Annotated in this window: 14 protein-coding genes; 12 read left to right on the top strand and 2 right to left on the bottom strand. The window is 71.2% G+C overall.

The features are described from left to right. Nucleotides 1-452 precede the first annotated feature (452 nt). The 5 genes from IEZ20_RS01735 (at nt 453) to IEZ20_RS01715 (ending at nt 8,110) form a co-directional block, all read left to right on the top strand. Nucleotides 453-2,000 (top strand): alkaline phosphatase D family protein, encoded by a 1,548-nt coding sequence (locus tag IEZ20_RS01735; protein ID WP_189294255.1) that lies wholly within the window; start codon nt 453-455, stop codon nt 1,998-2,000. A gap of 335 nt (nt 2,001-2,335) precedes the next feature. Further along, nucleotides 2,336-2,584: a hypothetical protein gene (locus IEZ20_RS01730; protein WP_189294254.1), complete on the top strand. Its 249-nt coding sequence runs from the start codon at nt 2,336-2,338 to the stop codon at nt 2,582-2,584. A 288-nt stretch (nt 2,585-2,872) separates the two neighbouring features. Further along, the gene (locus IEZ20_RS01725) at nt 2,873-4,369 is read left to right on the top strand and encodes a bifunctional cytidylyltransferase/SDR family oxidoreductase (protein WP_189294253.1); all 1,497 of its coding nucleotides are present in this window, start codon (nt 2,873-2,875) and stop codon (nt 4,367-4,369) included. A 188-nt stretch (nt 4,370-4,557) separates the two neighbouring features. Further along, entirely contained in the window at nt 4,558-6,672 is a 2,115-nt protein-coding gene (locus tag IEZ20_RS01720) for a hypothetical protein (protein WP_189294630.1), read from the top strand. Nucleotides 6,673-6,937: 265 nt separating this feature from the next. Then, nucleotides 6,938-8,110, top strand: a complete 1,173-nt coding sequence (locus IEZ20_RS01715) for a glycosyltransferase family 2 protein (protein WP_189294629.1) — start codon at nt 6,938-6,940, stop codon at nt 8,108-8,110. Between the two features lie 199 nt (nt 8,111-8,309). Here the strand turns inward: IEZ20_RS01715 and IEZ20_RS01710 are convergent, their stop codons facing one another. Then, the gene (locus IEZ20_RS01710) at nt 8,310-9,719 is read right to left on the bottom strand and encodes a polysaccharide pyruvyl transferase family protein (protein ID WP_189294252.1); all 1,410 of its coding nucleotides are present in this window, start codon (nt 9,717-9,719) and stop codon (nt 8,310-8,312) included. Nucleotides 9,720-9,951: 232 nt separating this feature from the next. On the opposite strand from IEZ20_RS01710, the gene proB reads away from it, so the two are divergent. The 5 genes from proB (at nt 9,952) to IEZ20_RS01685 (ending at nt 15,334) form a co-directional block, all read left to right on the top strand. After that, the gene (gene proB / locus IEZ20_RS01705; RefSeq protein WP_189294628.1) at nt 9,952-11,058 is read left to right on the top strand and encodes a glutamate 5-kinase; all 1,107 of its coding nucleotides are present in this window, start codon (nt 9,952-9,954) and stop codon (nt 11,056-11,058) included. Between the two features lie 261 nt (nt 11,059-11,319). Next, nucleotides 11,320-11,745, top strand: a complete 426-nt coding sequence (locus tag IEZ20_RS01700) for a DUF8830 family protein (RefSeq protein ID WP_189294251.1) — start codon at nt 11,320-11,322, stop codon at nt 11,743-11,745. A 456-nt stretch (nt 11,746-12,201) separates the two neighbouring features. After that, nucleotides 12,202-13,488: a glutamate-5-semialdehyde dehydrogenase gene (locus IEZ20_RS01695; protein ID WP_189294250.1), complete on the top strand. Its 1,287-nt coding sequence runs from the start codon at nt 12,202-12,204 to the stop codon at nt 13,486-13,488. Between the two features lie 121 nt (nt 13,489-13,609). Further along, entirely contained in the window at nt 13,610-14,179 is a 570-nt protein-coding gene (locus IEZ20_RS01690) for an SCO2584 family spore wall biosynthesis protein (RefSeq protein ID WP_444545251.1), read from the top strand. Nucleotides 14,180-14,266: 87 nt separating this feature from the next. After that, nucleotides 14,267-15,334 carry an SCO2583 family membrane protein gene (locus IEZ20_RS01685; protein WP_189294248.1) on the top strand — a complete coding sequence of 356 codons (1,068 nt, stop codon included), beginning with the start codon at nt 14,267-14,269 and terminating at the stop codon, nt 15,332-15,334. A 94-nt stretch (nt 15,335-15,428) separates the two neighbouring features. On the opposite strand, the gene IEZ20_RS01680 is transcribed toward IEZ20_RS01685, so the two are convergent. Then, a complete protein-coding gene (locus tag IEZ20_RS01680; RefSeq protein ID WP_189294627.1) occupies nt 15,429-16,514 on the bottom strand; it encodes a M48 family metallopeptidase in 1,086 nt (361 codons plus the stop codon). 103 nt (nt 16,515-16,617) lie between these two features. Here IEZ20_RS01680 and IEZ20_RS01675 point away from each other — a divergent pair, with 103 nt between their 5' ends. Next, nucleotides 16,618-16,782, top strand: a complete 165-nt coding sequence (locus tag IEZ20_RS01675; protein WP_189294247.1) for a hypothetical protein — start codon at nt 16,618-16,620, stop codon at nt 16,780-16,782. Between the two features lie 166 nt (nt 16,783-16,948). After that, complete coding sequence (locus tag IEZ20_RS01670) at nt 16,949-17,113, top strand: hypothetical protein (protein ID WP_094221154.1); 165 nt, start codon at nt 16,949-16,951, stop codon at nt 17,111-17,113. The last annotated feature ends 15 nt before the right edge of the window (nt 17,114-17,128 follow it).

Below are 17,128 nucleotides of genomic sequence, written 5' to 3'. Positions count from 1 at the left end.
CCATCCGGGCAAGGCGCCGGTGCGGCCTGTTCGGATGAGGCGCCGGTGCGGCCCGTCCGGGTAGAGCGGCGGCTCGGCCCGTCCGGGCACGGCGTCGACCGCATCCGACGGTGCGGCACGCGATGGACCACGGTCCGCCGCGTGCCGCTTTTTTCTGCCCGCGACACCCGCCCTCGATAGCGCACTCGGTACCCGCCCGCCACATCACCCGGCGGCTGACCACCCTTCAGGAGCACGAGGGCGCCGAATCCCTGCGGTAGGACGCATTCCGACCTACCGTCAGAACCCGTGCGGCGCCACGGTGTTCTCGTGCCGTAACGCGTCTCCTGTTGTCTCCCTATTTGTCATGCCCGCGATGTACGCGGTTCAACAGGCGGACCGTCCGGCCATGGGAACTTCCGCATGTCCGACCCACCTGTCCAAGTGGCCACTGTGGCAAAGGGAGTCAGCGCATGACCGCACCATCGCCCGACCGCCGCCGCTTTCTGACCGCCGGGGCCGCTGTCCTCGGGGCCGCGGCCTCCGCCCAGTTGTGGCTGCCCGGCACCGCCCGCGCCGCCGAAACCCCGCTGCCCGACGGGGTGTTCACCCTCGGCGTCGCCTCCGGGGATCCGCTGCCCGACGGCATCGTGCTGTGGACCAGACTCGCCCCCGACCCGCTGAACGGCGGCGGCATGCCCGACGCGGTCTTCCCCGTGGAGTGGGAGATCGCCGAGGACGAGCGTTTCCGCCGTACCGCCCGCCGCGGCTTCGCCGAGGCCCGCCCCGAACTCGGCCACAGCGTCCACGTGGACGTCCGCGGTCTGCGCCCGGACCGCCCGTACTGGTACCGCTTCCGGGCCGGCACCCAGCTCTCGCCCGTCGGCCGTACCCGCACCGCGCCCCACCCGCACCAGCGGGGCGGCTCGCTGCGCGTCGCCCTCGCCTCCTGCCAGAACTGGCAGCACGGCTACTTCACGCCATACGCCGACATGCTCGCCCGGGACCCCGACGTCGTGCTCTTCGTGGGCGACTACATCTACGAGTCCGCGCCCTCGGCGACGGCCGTACGGCGGCACGAGGGCAAGGGCGAGCCGTACACCCTCGTGCAGTACCGCAACCGGTACGCGCAGTACAAGACCGACCCCGACCTCGCCGCGATGCACGCGAACGCCCCCTGGGTGGTCACCTTCGACGACCACGAGGTGGACAACGACTGGGCCGGCGAGATCCCGCAGGACCCGGACAAGCAGCCGCACGACAAGTTCGTGGCCCGGCTGACCGCGGCCTTCCAGGCGTACTACGAGCACATGCCGGTGCGCGCCACCGCCGTCCCCACGGGTCCGCACATCCAGATGTACCGCCGGCTGGAGTTCGGCCGGCTGGCCCGGCTCAACGTCCTCGACACCCGGCAGTACCGCAGCGACCAGGCCACCACGCAGGAGGGCGCCGAGTCGCCCTCGATGACCATGCTCGGCGCCGAGCAGAAGCAGTGGCTGCTCGACGGGATGTACGACTCCCCGGCCCGCTGGAACCTCGTCGCCTCGCAGATCATGATGGCCGAGACCGATCTGCTGCCCGGCGACGGCAAGCTCTGGTACTACGACGCCTGGGACGGCTACCAGGTCGAACGCAACGCCCTCCTGGAGGAGTTCGCCGACATCCGCAACCCGGTCGTGCTCAGCGGCGACCGCCACCTGACGATGATCAGCGACCTCAGGACGGACTACGCCGACCCCGACTCCGACGTGGTCGGCGCCGAGTTCGTCGGCACGTCCATCTCCAGCAGCGGCGACCAGGACCAGGACGCCTTCCACTGGCAGTGGGACCCGCTGATGGCGGACAACCCGCACTGGAAGTTCATCGACGCCCACCGCGGCTACCACCTGTTCGACATCCGCCGCGACGGCATCGACGCCCGGGTCCGTGCCGTCGACACGGTGCTGAAGCCGCAGGCGACGGCGAGCACCCTGGCCCGGCTGCGGGTGGAGTCGGACGAGCCGGGCGTCCGGCTGGTGTGACGTCCGGGTGAGCCTGGGACCCGTCCGGGTCCCAGGCTCCTCTCAGCCTGACCCCAGGCGAAACTCCTGCGGTCCGTCGACCATGGAGACGGACCGTACGACCCCACGCCCGGCCGGTGAGACGAAGGCCACGCCCCTGCCCGTCGGCACCCGGCCGCCGCACATCGGCCCGCACACCACCGGAACCACCGCCGTCCAGGGCGCCCTCTCGCGGCGAGGGAGCGGCTGCCCGAGCACGGCGCCGAGTTCCCGGCTTCCGGCGGCGGCACCGGCACGACCGGCCGGCCGATCGCTGGGCCGGGGCCGTCGGTGCGGAGCGGGTCACCGCGGTCGTGGTGGACGACCGCGACCGGGGCGGGCTGGTGCGCGCCTTCGAGACGCTGCCCGGACTGCCCGGGAATCCCGCGCGGCCGGTTCCGGACACCGCGAATCGGTCACTCACCCTGGCCGAGACCGAAATGCTGCGGAACCTTAATGTCGAATTCCACGGCAATGGCCTCCCCGGCGCGCCGTATTCCCGCCTTGTAGGGGGCGGAGCCGTGCCGCATATGAAGAACGCGTGCAGCCCACGTCCCGGGACGTGAAGATCCCGGCACCCCGCTGGGCGGTGGAGGAGGCCTGCGCGATCGGGGCCGAGCCCCGGATCGCGACGGAGGCCGCGGCTGGGGCGCCGCTGAACCCCGTTCGCGGGGACCTGTGGACTTACTCACAGCAAATTCACGGGGGTTCACAGGGCCCGCTGCCAATCACCAGGAGTGCCAGGTGAATGACAGGTAGCGCGCACATATGCAGCGGAGGTCACTCACCTTGCACTGCGGTTACCGGAAGTGGGACCATTTCACGGTTCCCTGTCGCCCCAAGGTAGGTCACCTGTGTCCCAGCACATAGCCAAGCCCCGTACCACCGCAGTGATCCTGGCCGGTGGCACCGGTCAGCGGGTGGGTCTGTCGATCCCCAAGCAGTTGCTGAAGATCGCCGGCAAGGCAGTCATCGAGCACACCCTGACCACCTTCGAGAACGCCGACTCGATCGACGACGTCATCGTGCTGATGGCCCCGGGCTACGTGCCCGACATCGAGAAGATCGTCGCCAAGGCGGGCTTCACCAAGGTGAAGAAGATCATCGAGGGCGGCTCGACGCGGAACGAGACCACCGAGCGCGCCATCGCCGCCCTCGGCGAGGGCCTGGCCGAGGGCGAGGACCTCAACGTCCTCTTCCACGACGCCGTACGCCCCCTGCTCTCGCAGCGCGTCATAGACGACTGCGTGGCCGCGCTGGACCGCTACCAGGCCGTCGACGTCGCCATCCCGTCCGCGGACACCATCATCGTCACGCGCACGCACGGCGAGGACGGCGAGTTCATCACCGAGATCCCGGACCGCTCCCGGCTGCGCCGCGGCCAGACCCCGCAGGCCTTCAAGCTGTCCACCATCCGCCGCGCCTACGAGGTCGCCTCCAACGACCCCAACTTCCAGGCCACGGACGACTGCTCGGTGGTCCTCAGGTACCTGCCGGACGTGCCGATCCACGTCGTCGCGGGCGACGAGTACAACATGAAGGTGACCCAGCCGGTCGACGTCTTCATCGCCGACAAGCTGTTCCAGCTCGCCTCCACCGCCGCGCCCGAGCAGAACGGCGAGGACGCCTACCGCGAACTCCTCACCGGCAAGACCGTCGTCATCTTCGGCGGCTCCTACGGCATCGGCAAGGACATCGCCGAACTCGCCGGGTCCTACGGCGCGAACGTCTACGCGCTCGGCCGCTCCACCACCGGCACCCACGTGGAGAACCCGGAGGAGGTCGACGACGCGCTCTCCAAGGCGTACGCCGAGACCGGCCGGATCGACTACGTCGTCAACACCGCGGGCGTGCTGCGCATCGGCAAGCTCGCCGAGACCGACAACGCCACCATCGAGGAGGCGCTGAAGGTCAACTACCTGGCCCCGGTGCAGATCGCGCGCTCCTCCTACAAGTACCTGGCGGAGACCAACGGCCAGCTGCTGCTCTACACCTCCAGCAGCTACACCCGCGGCCGCGCCGAGTACTCCCTGTACTCCTCCACCAAGGCCGCCATGGTGAACCTCACCCAGGCGCTGTCCGACGAGTGGGCCGGCGACGGCATCCGCGTCAACTGCATCAACCCCGAGCGCACCGCCACCCCGATGCGCACCAAGGCCTTCGGCCAGGAGCCCGCGGGCAGCCTGCTGTCCTCCGAGGCCGTGGCCCGTACCTCCCTGGACGTGCTGCTGTCGGAGCTGACCGGGCACGTCATCGACGTCCGCCAGCAGGACCCGACCGCGGGCGCCGCGCAGGCCTCCGGCTTCGAACAGGCGCTGGCCGCCGTGCTGGACCGTCAGGACGGCGTGTAATAATCAGAGGTAATTAGGACGTTGGGAATTCAGGCCTCTGCGGGTACCCGTTCACCGGGTATTCGCAGAGGCCTGTATCCGTACCCCACCCAATTACCGGCCTCTCTCGGCATTTCTGTACAAAACCGGCACTCCCCCCTCCCAGAGCAGGTTTCTCCGTGATATCCACCGCTATTCGCGTCGCCCGGGTGGGCAGCGCGGCCGAGCTTGCCGCGGCGGCCCTCGTGATGCTGGGCTTCCCCGCGCTCATGCTGGCCGCGCTCGTCCCGAGCGTTCCCGCCTTCGCGGCCCTGGCCGCCGTGACGTACCTGGCGGATCACTATCTGCACCGCAAGGGCAGCTACCTGATCAACCGCCTCAGCAAGGTCCGCGCGGGCCTGTCGATCCGCTTCCTGATCCGGCAGCTGCTGCTGGTTCTGCTGCTGGCCCGGCTGTCCCTCTCGGACGACCTGCTCTTCTACGGCGCGGTCGCCTGCTTCATCGCCTTCTACGGCCTCCAGGCCCCGCACGGTGCCCTGGTCACCCTCATCCGCAACCGCCGCCGGATGCCGGTCGCCACCCGCAACATCGACCTGAAGTCCCGCATCCGCATCCCGGACGCCCCGCCGCGCGGGCTGCTGCACCGCTCCGCGGAGAAGATGCTCCACCTCGACCTGTTCGCGGTCGCCGGCATCCTCCTCTCGGCCGAACTGGGGTCGGCCGGCTTCGGCTTCCTCGGCATCGGTCTCACCGTCGGCGGCGGCACCGGGTACGTCCTGCGCCTGCTGCCGTACGTGCGCGGCCGGCGGACCCCGCCGAGGGCCGACGTCGTCCTCGCCGCCGTCGACGACTGGCTGGCCGCCTACAAGCCCGAGACGGTCCTGTACTTCTCCGGCTCCAAGGACTCCGCGTACCAGGTCAACATGTGGCTGGAGACGATGGAGCAGCTGGACACCCGGCCGCTGATCATCCTCCGCGAGCGGGTCATCCTGAACAACCTCGCGCCCACCACGGTCCCCGTCATCTGCGTGCCCGGAGGGGTGCACCTGATGAACCTGGACCTGTCCACCGTGCGGGTCGCCCTCTACGCGGCCAACGTCGGCAAGAACATCCACCTGCTGCGCGTCCCCACCATGAAGCACGTCTTCATCGGCCACGGCGACAGCGACAAGCTCGCCAGCGTCAACCCGTACAGCAAGGTCTACGACGAGGTGTGGACGGCCGGCCGGGCCGGCCGCGACCGCTACGCCATCGCCGACGTCGGCGTCCGCGACGACGACATCGTGGAGGTCGGCCGCCCCCAGCTCGCCCCCATCCAGAGCTGGCAGGGCGTGCCGGAGGGCCCCCGCGGCGGAGCCGCTGACGAGCGCTGCCCGACCGTGCTGTACGCGCCCACCTGGGAGGGCTGGGACGGCAACCCGGGCAACACCTCGATCGTGCTCGCCGGCGAGAACATCGTGAAGAAGCTGGTCGCGGCCGATCCGCCGGTCCGCGTCCTGTACAAGCCGCACCCGTTCACCGGCACCGTCAGCAAGGACGCCAAGGCCGCCCACCAGCGCATCACCGCCCTGGTCGAGAAGGCCGCCGCCGAGCGCGCGACCGATCCGCGCTTCGTCGCCGACAAGGCGGCACAGGCGGAGGCGGCGTCGGATCTGGCCCGGATCGAGGCGCGGATCGCCGAACTGACCGGCAAGGGCGGCGCCAGGGGCGACGAGGCCGAGGCCACCCGCGACGGCATCGTGGACGTGCACCGGCACGAGGAGATCGCCCGGCTGCGCGCCGAGTGGAACGAGGCCTACTGGCGCTCCTTCCCCTCGTACGAGCACCGCGTCATCACCGGCGCCGAGCCGCGGCTGTACGACTGCTTCAACGTCTCCGACGCGATGGTCTCCGACATCTCCTCCGTCGTCTCCGACTTCATCGCCAGCGGCAAGCCGTACGCCGTCACCGACTCCGGCGAGCTGGGTGCCGAGGAGTTCAAGCGGCAGAACACGGCCGTGCGCGCCGCGGTCATCCTGTCCAACAGCGCCGCCGAGCTGGGCGGGCTGCTGGACGCCGTACGCGACCCGTCCGCCGACCCGCTCGCGGACGCGCGCAAGGAGCTGAAGCAGTACCTGCTCGGCCCGGACGAGCCGAAGTCGATCGACCAGTTCAACGCCGCGGTCGCCGACCTGGCCCTGAAGGCCGAGGCCCGCAACGTCGGCCAGCAGTCCCGGCTGGGGGCGGCGAACGCCGACGTCGCCGAGGCGGCCGAGCTGACCAACGCGGTCCCGGGCCAGCGCACCGCGTCGGCCGGGGAGACGGACGGCGTGAACGCCGTCTGACCGACCCAGCGAGACCACCGGGCCCCCGAGGAGCACTCCTCGGGGGCTCTCTCGTGCCCCGCTCTCCTCGATCCATCCGCCCCCGTTCAACGCTTTGCTGTGAGGTGCACCACTCTTTGCCTTCCGTAGGGCAACCGCTTGCGCCGGGCACCCGTCTAACACATTGCGATTGAGGTGATACGGGGGAAATATTCCGTGACTAGGGGGAAGAGTGACCGTCGTGACGCAGCCTGATGTGACTGTGATCATCGGGGCGTACGAAGCGATGCCGTACCTGGTGGAGTGCCTGGCATCCGTCGAGGCGCAGACCATCGGCCCGGCGCGCATGGAGGTCATCGCGGTCGACGACGGCTCGACCGACGGCACCGGCGAGTGCCTGGAGGAGTTCGCGGCCCGCGCCCCCATGTCCGTCACCGTCATCCGCCAGGAGAACTCCGGCGGCCCCAGCGGGCCGCGCAACGTCGGCCTGGGCAAGGCGACCGGCCGCTACGTCTTCTTCCTCGACGCCGACGACCGCCTCGGCCCCGAGGCCCTGGAACGCATGGTCGCCATGGCCGACAAGAACGGCACCGACGTCGTCCTCGGCAAGGTGGAGGGCGTCAACCGCAGCGCCCCGAAGTCCATGTGGGGCAAGACGCTGGACCGGGCCGACGTCTTCACCTCCAACATCAAGTTCACGCTCAGCGCGCAGAAGCTCTTCCGCCGCTCCCTGCTGGAGCAGCACGGCATGCGCTTCGACGAGTCGCTGTTCACCGGCGAGGACGCCCTGTTCACGCTGGAGGCCTACCTGCGCGCCGACGGCGTCTCCGTGGTCGCCGACTACACCTGCTACTACCTGGTCGGCCGCGACGACGGCAAGCAGGTCACCAAGACCGGCAGCTACACCCTCCGCTTCGACTCCGCGCGCGCCCTGATGAAGCTGATCGCCGACATGGTCCCGGCCGGCGAGAAGCGCGACCTCCTCATGGTCCGGCCGTTCCTCATCACGCTGCTGCCCCAGTTCGGGCCCAAGTTCCTCACCGACAGCGAAGAGGTCCGCCGGCACAAGTTCGAGCTGGCCAAGCCGCTGATGGACGCCTACTGGACGCCCGGCGTGGCCCGCCGCCTCAAGGTGAACGAGCGGCTGCGGCTGCACCTGGTCGCCATGCAGCGGCCCGAGCTGCTGCTGGACGTCGTCACGTTCGTCAAGGCGAAGAAGCAGGCCGCGGCCGTGCTGGAGAAGCGCGGCACCCGCCTGTACCTGATCTACCCGCACTTCCGGTCCAGGAAGGCCGGCATCCCCGACGAGATCTACCTCGCCGACCCGCGTGAGGCCCGCGCCTTCCTCGGCTACCGGGAGGCCGCCGCCAACTCCCTCCCGCGCCGCGTCCTGCGCAAGGCCCGGCGGACCCTGCGTCGCGTGCTGCCGGGGAAGGGCTTCGGAGCGGCGGCGGCCTGAGCGGCCGGGCCCGGGGTGGCCTGAGTGGCCGGGCCCGGGGTGGCCTGAGCGACCCGGACCGGGGTGGCCTGAGCGGCCCGGCCCGGCGTCATCACGGCGCCCGGGCCGATGGGCCCTGGACGGATGAGCCCTGGGCCGGTGCGGCCCGGGCGGACGCGCCTCCGGCGGATGCGCCGGGCCTCGTGCCGCCGCAGGTCCGCTACTGCTTGCCCGCCTGCAGCGCGCGCCGCAGGGGCCGGCCCACCACGCGCCGCGCGCGCCGGTAGACGGACGCGGCCGGGGCCGGCACCGCCGCCGCGGCCTTCTGCTTCGCCTTCTGCGCCTTCGCCAGCTCCCGCCGCAACTGGGCGTTGTGCCGGCTCAGCTCCGTCACCTGGCTCTGCAGCCAGCCGAACCGGCTGCTGAGCGAGGCCAGATCGGCGTCGTTCCACGGCCGCACGCCCGGCGGGAACGACAGCGCGCGCATCCTCTTGTCGAAGGCCGCCCCGCCGTCGCCGTGCGTGAAGGTGTTCCGCAGCCCGTTCTTGTCCAGGAACCCCACGAACCGGTCGAAGCGCTCCCCGTGGCCGCCGACCAGCCCGCTCGGATCGGCCTGCTCGTACAGCCGCGCCGGATCCGCCGCCTCCGGGTCCTTCGCGGCCTTGTCCAGCCGCATGTGCGGGATCTCGAAGTACCGGCACAGCTCCAGCGTGCGCGAGTCCCCGCACAGCACCGTCGCCGGCGTCCCCGCGAGCAGCGCCGCGATGTTGCCGTGGATGCGCGAGCCGAAGGAGAAGTCGAAGTCCCGCAGGTCGTCGATCCAGGTGATCGGGTCGACGTACACCCGCACCTTGCCCTCCCGGTACATCGGGTGGTCCGGATGCGTCGGCATCGCCGTCACCAGCGCGTTCGGGTCCGTCAGGTCCCGCCAGTGCAACTGCCGCGCGTCGCTGATGTTCTGCCCGACGAAGCACAGGTTCGGGTAGCGGGCGTGGGTGCGGCTGATGATCCGGTCCAGGCCCTGCTTCTGCACCGCGCTGTGCGAACCGTTCACCGCGATCCGCGCGTCCGAGGTCAGCTCCGGCAACCGCTTCCGCACGTCGAGGTCGCGGCCGTACAGGAACAGGGACGGGCAGCCGATGACCTCCACGTCCCGGAAGCCCAGGTCCCGCAGGTACTGCTCGGTGAACTCGCCGCGCACCCCGATCGAGGCGCTGCGCTCCAGCACCGCCGCGCAGAACTCGCGCACGGTCTGCTCCATCGGCTTCAGCCGCGCCGGGTCGTAGCTCAGTCCGGTCTGCGCGCCGACGCCCAGCACCACCACGGGGATCCGCAGCTTGCTGATCAACCGGGTCATGCGCTTCAGCCCGTTCTCGAAGGACGGCCGGAAGGCGTTGGCCAGCGGCACGACGAAGGCGTCGTACTCCTCGTTGATCCGGGCCGCCGCCGACACGTCGGTGCCGATGCCGTTCGAGACGACCTCGGTGCCCGGCGTTTCGAGGATCTTGTGGGCGGCGTCGCTGAAGATCAGATTGCCCGCGTTGGTGGCGATGACGTCCCGGTGGAGGGCCTCTTCGAGGGAGAGGACGTCGTACGGGCTCTTGCCCGACCGCAGCAGGATGCGGTTCACAGGGGGAACAGTAGGTGACACAAACTTCAACTTATGTTGGCGAGACCTTTTATTTCTACAGGCAACCAATACAACCTTTTTGCCGTACGCAAATGGTGAGCGAACGACTACGCAGCGCCTGTCCGGGAGGTGGACCGGCGCGCACCGACCGATCCACTTCGCGTAGATTGCCGGACAGGCAGCCGGAACGCGCGAGGGGACAGAAGGCACCGTGTCAAGGGCAAGGCAGGCCGTGGGCGAGGCCCGCAGGATCGTCGTCAAGGTGGGCTCCTCGTCGCTGACCACCGCCGCGGGCGGCCTGGACGCGGACCGCGTCGACGCGCTCGTCGACGTCCTCGCCAAGAGCCGGAGCGGCGGCGAACGGGAGATCGTCCTCGTCTCCTCCGGCGCCATCGCCGCCGGCCTCGCCCCGCTCGGCCTGCGCCGCCGCCCCAAGGACCTGGCGCGCCAGCAGGCCGCCGCCAGCGTCGGCCAGGGCCTGCTCGTCGCCCGCTACACCGCCTCCTTCGCCCGCTACGGCGTCCGGGTCGGCCAAGTCCTGCTCACCAGCGACGACATGAGCCGCCGCGCCCACCACCGCAACGCCTCCCGCACCCTCGACAAACTGCTCGCGATGGGCGCCTTCCCGATCGTCAACGAGAACGACACCGTCGCCACCGACGAGATCCGCTTCGGCGACAACGACCGCCTCGCCGCCCTCGTCGCCCACCTCGTCCACGCCGACCTGCTGGTCCTCCTCTCCGACGTCGACGGCGTCTACGACGGCGACCCCAGCAAGCCCGGCACCTCCCGGATAGCGGAGGTGAAGGGCCCGGAGGACCTCGCCGGCGTCGAGATCGGCAGCGCGGGCAAGGCCGGCGTCGGCACCGGAGGCATGGTCACCAAGGTCGAGGCCGCCCGGATCGCCGCCGCCGCCGGCATCCCGGTGGTGCTGACCAGCGCCGTCCACGCGGCCGAGGCCCTCGCCGGCGGCGACACCGGCACCTACTTCCACCCCGCCGGCAAGCGCTCCGCCGACCGCCTCCTGTGGCTCCAGCACGCCTCCACCCCGCAGGGCGCCCTGATCCTGGACGACGGGGCCGTGGACGCGGTCGTCAGGCGGCGCAAGTCGCTTCTGCCCGCCGGAATCGCTTCCGTGGAGGGCGAGTTCAGCGCGGGCGACCCCGTCGAACTGCGGGACGCGTCGGGCCGCGCGGTGGCCCGGGGGCTCGTCAACTTCGACGCCAGGGAGATCCCCCGGCTGATCGGACGGTCGACCCGGGAGCTGGCGCGGGAGCTGGGCGCCGCGTACGAACGCGAGGTCGTACACAGGGACGACCTGGTCCTGCTCCACACCTGACTCTCGCAAAACAGCTCGTAAAACAGGGCGTAAGGAACGCCCCCGGTGGGGGACGTTCCGTAAAACCCCCACGCGGAGCCCGGCGGCCTGCTCAACTTTGTCTCGGGGACATGTCGATGGGAACACGTTCCGTCAAGGGGCCATGCGAGCCATACGAGCCAGTACGAGCCATGCGCGCCGCGCACGCCACGCGAGCCGTGCGCGCCATGCAGGTTGTGCGCGCCATGCAGACCATGCGAGCCATGCGTGAAGGAGGCCGTCGTGAGACGAGTGCGCCCGGGGGCGGCGTCCCGCGGTGCTCTGACGAGCGTCGCGGCCGGGGACACCTATGAGGAGCCCAAGGACCTGCCCAGGCTGTGGCACGTCACCCTCAGCGTCTCCGGGGAGAAGGTGCCCCTGCCCGAACTGCGGCGGGCCCTGGAACAGCTCGCCCACGACCACCCCTTCCTGCTGACCAGCAGATATGCGACCGACCACGCGGAGATCCGGTACTGGGAAGAGGCCCGCGACCTGCACGACGCCGCCGCCGTGGCGCTGCGCCTGTGGGGCGAGCACCGGCAGAGCTCCGGCCTGCCGCCCTGGGAGATCGTCGGCCTGGAGGTCATCGACCGCGAGACCTACCACCAGCGCATCGCCGAGGGCTACGGCCCACCGCCGGCGACGCCGGTGGGGGTGCATCCGTTCTGAGCCGGGACGGGGAACCGGCGGATCCGGGGGTCCGGGAGCTGGGATTTGGGGGCCCGGGGGAGTCGGAGGGCCGGGGGATCCGGGAGCCGGGGCGTCGGCAGGGGCTTGGGCGGGTCGCGGGAGACGCGGGGCCGGGGTCGGGGCCGGGGCCGGCGGTCGATCTGGGCCGGAGTGAGGGCGAGGCGCGGGCGGAGGCCGGCCGGGCCGGGGCGCGGGCGCGGAGGCCGGGCGCGGAGGCCGGCGGTCGAGGCCGGGCGGGACGGGCCGGGGCGCGGGCGCGGAGGCCAGCGGTCGGGGCCGGGCGCGAGGCCGGGCGGGAGTGAGGGCCGAGTGCGGGCGGAGTGCGGGCCGAGGTGCGGGCCAGGGCTGCGGTTCGCCCGGTTTGGGGTATCACGGGGTGTCTCGGGGTGTGGGACGTCCGCTGAACCGCCCCGTCCCGCGCACTACCCTTCCCTCATGACCACGCTCTCGCCGTACGACTCGATGTCCCCGGTCACCCAGGCCGCCTACCGGGCCAAGGCCGCCGCCGCCGACCTCGCACCGCTCCCGCGCGCGGTGAAGGACGACGCGCTGCTCGCCATCGCCGACGCCCTGGAGGTCCGGACCGCCGAGATCGTCGAGGCCAACGCCAAGGACGTGGCCAAGGCCCGGGAGAACGGCACCAGCGAGGCCATCGTCGACCGGCTCACCCTCACCCCCGAGCGGGTCCGCGCCATCGCCTGCGACGTCCGCGACGTCGCCGGGCTGCCCGACCCGGTCGGTGAGGTCGTCCGCGGCTCCACCCTCCCCAACGGCATCGACCTGCGCCAGGTCCGCGTCCCGCTCGGTGTCGTCGGCATCATCTACGAGGCCCGGCCGAACGTCACCGTCGACGCCGCCGCCCTCTGCCTGAAGTCCGGCAACGCCGTCCTGCTGCGCGGCTCCGCCTCCGCCTACGAGTCCAACACCGCCCTCGTCCGGGTGATCCGCGACGCCGTCGGCGGCGCCGGGCTGCCCGCCGACGCCGTCCAGCTGGTGCCGGGGGAGAGCCGCGACTCCGTCCGCGAGCTGATGCGGGCCCGCGGCCTGGTCGACGTCCTCATCCCGCGCGGCGGTGCCTCCCTGATCCAGACCGTGGTCAACGAGTCGACGGTCCCCGTGATCGAGACCGGCACCGGCAACTGCCACGTCTACGTCGACGCCCAGGCCGACATCGACACGGCCATCGAGATCCTGATCAACTCCAAGGCCCAGCGGGTCAGCGTCTGCAACGCCGCCGAGACCCTCCTCGTCCACCAGGACATCGCCCCCGAGTTCCTGCCGCGCGCCCTGGACGCCCTCGCCGAGGCCGGCGTGACCGTCCACGCCGACGAGCGGGTCATGGCCTACGCCAAGGACTCCAAGGCCACCGTGGTCGAGGCGACCGCCGAGGACTGGGAGACCGAGTACCTCTCCTACGACATCGCCGCCGCGGTGGTGGACTCACTGGACAAGGCCGTCGAGCACATCCGGCTGTGGACCTCCGGCCACACCGAGGCCATCGTCACCACCTCCCAGCAGGCCGCCCGCCGCTTCACCCAGCTGGTCGACTCCACCACCGTCGCCGTGAACGCCTCCACCCGCTTCACCGACGGCGGCCAGTTCGGCTTCGGCGCCGAGATCGGCATCTCCACCCAGAAGCTCCACGCCCGCGGCCCGATGGGCCTGCCGGAGCTGACCAGCACGAAGTACATCGTCACCGGCGACGGACACGTACGCCGCTGACCCGCTCACCCGTCCGGGCGAGCCGGACGGGGTGCGGCCGGTGTCCTGAACGCCGTCTCACCAGGCAGACGAATTTCCATACCGTCTGCCCAAATTGACCCCCCAGGTCTACTCTGGACCCGTGCCGGAGGACGTGGGGGGCACGCCGTTCCCGGACGGCTGGGAGCCCGACGACGACCACGACCACGGGGTGTCGGACGACGAGTTCGCCTCCGTGGTCTTCGACGAGGCCTTCGTGCAGGCGGCCACGGTCCATGAGCCGACCGCCGTCGAACGCCTCCTGGCCGCCGCCCAGGCCAGGGCCGAGGCCTCCGAGGCGGAAGCCCGCCGCGCCCACGCCCGCGGCGAGCACTACGACGACTACGGCCCCGACGGCACCGCATTCGGCCAAGATCAGGACGACGACGAGCTGGACGACGCCCACGTCCTCGGCGACCGCCACGGCGTCTTCGGCCCCTACGGCAAGCAGGTCCGCTGGCACCGACCCGTGGCCTGGGTCCTCGCCGTCGTGATGGGCATCGGCATGGTCGCCCTGGCCTTCGCCGCCGTCTACCGGGGAGGCTCCTCCGGCACCCGCGACCGGGTACCCGCCCCCGCCTCGACCGGCCTGGAACAAGGCGGCGTCTCCCCGCCCGGCGCCCCCGCCGACCACTCCCGGCCGGCCGTCTCGGCGATCCCGCACGCGCCCTGAACGCCCGCTCCCGCTTGGTGAGAACCTGTCAGAAGTTGTCGCACGGCAGGGCGTTTACCCGGGCTCCACGAGACCTACTCTGAAGATATGGGCGGGCCTGGAGACCCACCGGAGGGGACACCCGAGGGCGGCCCCGGAGGTGCGGAGGACGAATACCGATCCGTCGTCTTCGACGAGTCGTTCGTCCGCGCTGCCCGCCTCCAGGAGTTCTCCGCCAAGGAGCGGATGGCCGACCACACGCCCGCCGTCCGCCGCCGCCCGCCCCTGCACCGCGGACTCGGCCGGCAGGCCCTGCTCCTCGTCCTGCTGATCGCCGTCGCCTTCGGCACCGCGATCTACATGGGCGTCCGTCACCCGTACGGCTCCGCGCAGACCCGGCGGCCCGTGGAATCCCTGCGGATCACGGTCATCCCGCTCGCCCCGCAGGGCAAGGTGCCCGGCGCCGCCGACGCCGAGAGCCTGTACGCCCGCAGCCCCGCCGCCCCGTTCGAGACCGGCGCCAAGGGCATACCCCTGCCGCCCTCGCGCAGCACCGCCCACTTCTCCGACAGCCAGGTGGTGACCGCCCTCACCACCGTCAAGGACTACATCGTCCGCTCCTCGCTCTACCCGGAGGTGCTCACCGGCCGCGAGGTGCGCCCCGCCCGGTCCCTGATCGACTCCGACCAGCTCGACCAGTTCGACCAGAGCTTCGACCACCCGGCGGCCGACGGCCGGCACGCGCCCACCGGCTGGGTGATCCGCATCGATCCCGCCCGGGCCCAGCTGGCCGACGACCGGATCCGTGTGCTCGGCTCCCTGGAGGTCACCGAGGCCGACTCGGCGACGCTGGAGATCACGGCCGACCACACCTTCGTCTACGCCCTGCGCCCCACCGGCGCCGCCGACGCCCCCGCCTCCCTCTTCACGGTCCGTCGCGCGCTGACCTTCCACCTCGACCGCGACGACCTGCGCACCCGCCAGGTCCAGCTGATCACCTCCTACGTCCAGGCGGGCCCCCTCGCCTGCGCCGAGGACTCCGCCGCCTACCTCCGCCCCCTCCTGGCCGGCCAGACAGCCCGCTCGGGTGCCCCCGCGGGAACCAACCCCTACGAGACGGACAGCCCCACGGCCCTGTGCGGGACGCTGGCCACGGGGGCTCAGCCGAGGGTGTGAGCGCTGCTGAAGGTGCGCGCGCCGCCGAGGGTGCCCGCGCTGCGGAGGGTGTGAGCGCTGCCGCAGCGGTCGGCGGTCCAGGCGTGGTCCCCGGTTACTCCTCGTCCCCGCCCGGGGCGTCCCCCTTGGCCGGCGGGGGGCTCCGGAAGCCGTCGAAGCCTCGGCGGACCCGGCCGCCGATGTCGCCCGCGCCGCCCGCGAGGTCCGTGACCAGCCTCATCAGCGGGTCCTTGGAACTCTTCACATCGCTCGCGTAGCTGGCCGCCGACTCGCGCAAGGAGTCGCTGACGGAGGTGTCCTGGTCCTCGCTGCGCCGCGGATAGTGGCCGTCCATGAGCCGCTGGTAGTCCCGCGACTCGGCCCACTTCTTCAGCTCGGCGGCCCGCACGGTGGTGAACGGGTGCGAGCGGGGCAGCACGTTCAGAATCTTCAGCACGGAGTCGCGCAGATCGCCCCCGGACTCGTACTCCTCGGCCTGCTCCAGGAACGCGTCCACGTTCATCTCGTGCAGATGGTTGCCACCCGCGATCTTCATCAGGCCCCGCATCGAGGCCCGGACGTCCTGGCCCACCAGCAGCCCCGCCCGGTCGGCGGACAGCTCCGACTTGCGGAACCACTCCCGCAGCGCCGTGATGATCGCCATGATCGCGAGGTTGCCCAGCGGGATCCACGCGACCTTCAGCGCGAGGTTCGTCAGGAACAGCAGGATCGTGCGGTAGACCGCGTGCCCGGACAGCGCGTGCCCCACCTCGTGGCCGATGACCGCCCGCATCTCCTCCTCGTCGAGCAGCTCCACCAGCCCCGTGCTGACGACGATGATCGGCTCGTCCAGCCCGATGCACATCGCGCTCGGCTGCGGGTCCTGCGTGACGTACATCGGCGGGACCTTCTCCAGGTCCAGGATGTAGCACGCGTCCAGCAGCATGTCGTGCAGGTGCGAGAACTGCCGCTCGGAGACCCGCACCGAGTCGGACAGGAACAGCAGCCTCAGGCTCCGCTCCGGCAGCAGCCCGCTGAGCGCCTTGAAGACGGTGTCGAACCCGCTCAGCTTGCGCAGCGCGACCAGGGCCGAGCGGTCGGCCGGGTGCTCGTACGCGCGCGAGGAGATCCCCGGGAAGCGCCTGCGCTGCCTGCTCGGCACCCGCTCGTGCCCCGTGTGCTGGTGGCCGTCGTCGGACATGTCTTCCCCCATGTGCGTATGAGTGCCCCACTGTGCCCCCGAGGCGGGGCCCAGCCTAGGCGGCGATACCGTGGACGGGCAGTACACCCGAAGGAGTCCCGCCATGGAGCACCACCCCGCAGCCGCCCGGCTGACCGAGGCCGCCGCCGGCGCCGTCCAGCAGCACGGAACGGGAAACCTGCTCCGCATCGTGCTGATCGTGATGGTCCTCGGCTGCGTCCTGACCGCCTGGTTCCTGCTGCGCGGTTACAAGCAGAAGGACGACTGACGAGTGGGGAAAGTTCCCCACCGCAAGGCAGCGGACGGCCCCATGGAGCCCGAGCCGCCGGCGCCCTCCGTCCCCAACGGCGGAGTCGGCGTGATCGCCGCAGCGCCGCCCGCTTACGATGAGCCGACATCTTTATTCCGCCCACACGCGATAGGTCCTGCCGAAGATGAGCTTCCACAGCGCCGCAGCCCAGTTGGTCACCCTTGCCGCCGAGGGCGAGGAGCACGGCGGAAACCACAACAGCCTGAACCCGGCCATCACCGGCGGCAGCGCCCTGGTCATCCTGCTCCTGCTGCTGTGGATCACCACGCGCTTCAACCGCGACCGCTGAGCGGGGACCCCGTCC

This window comes from Streptomyces cinerochromogenes (assembly GCF_014648635.1).
Taxonomy (GTDB): domain Bacteria; phylum Actinomycetota; class Actinomycetes; order Streptomycetales; family Streptomycetaceae; genus Streptomyces; species Streptomyces cinerochromogenes.
The sequence above is the reverse complement of the archived record's forward strand: the minus strand, read 5'-3'. Positions and strand labels throughout refer to the sequence as shown.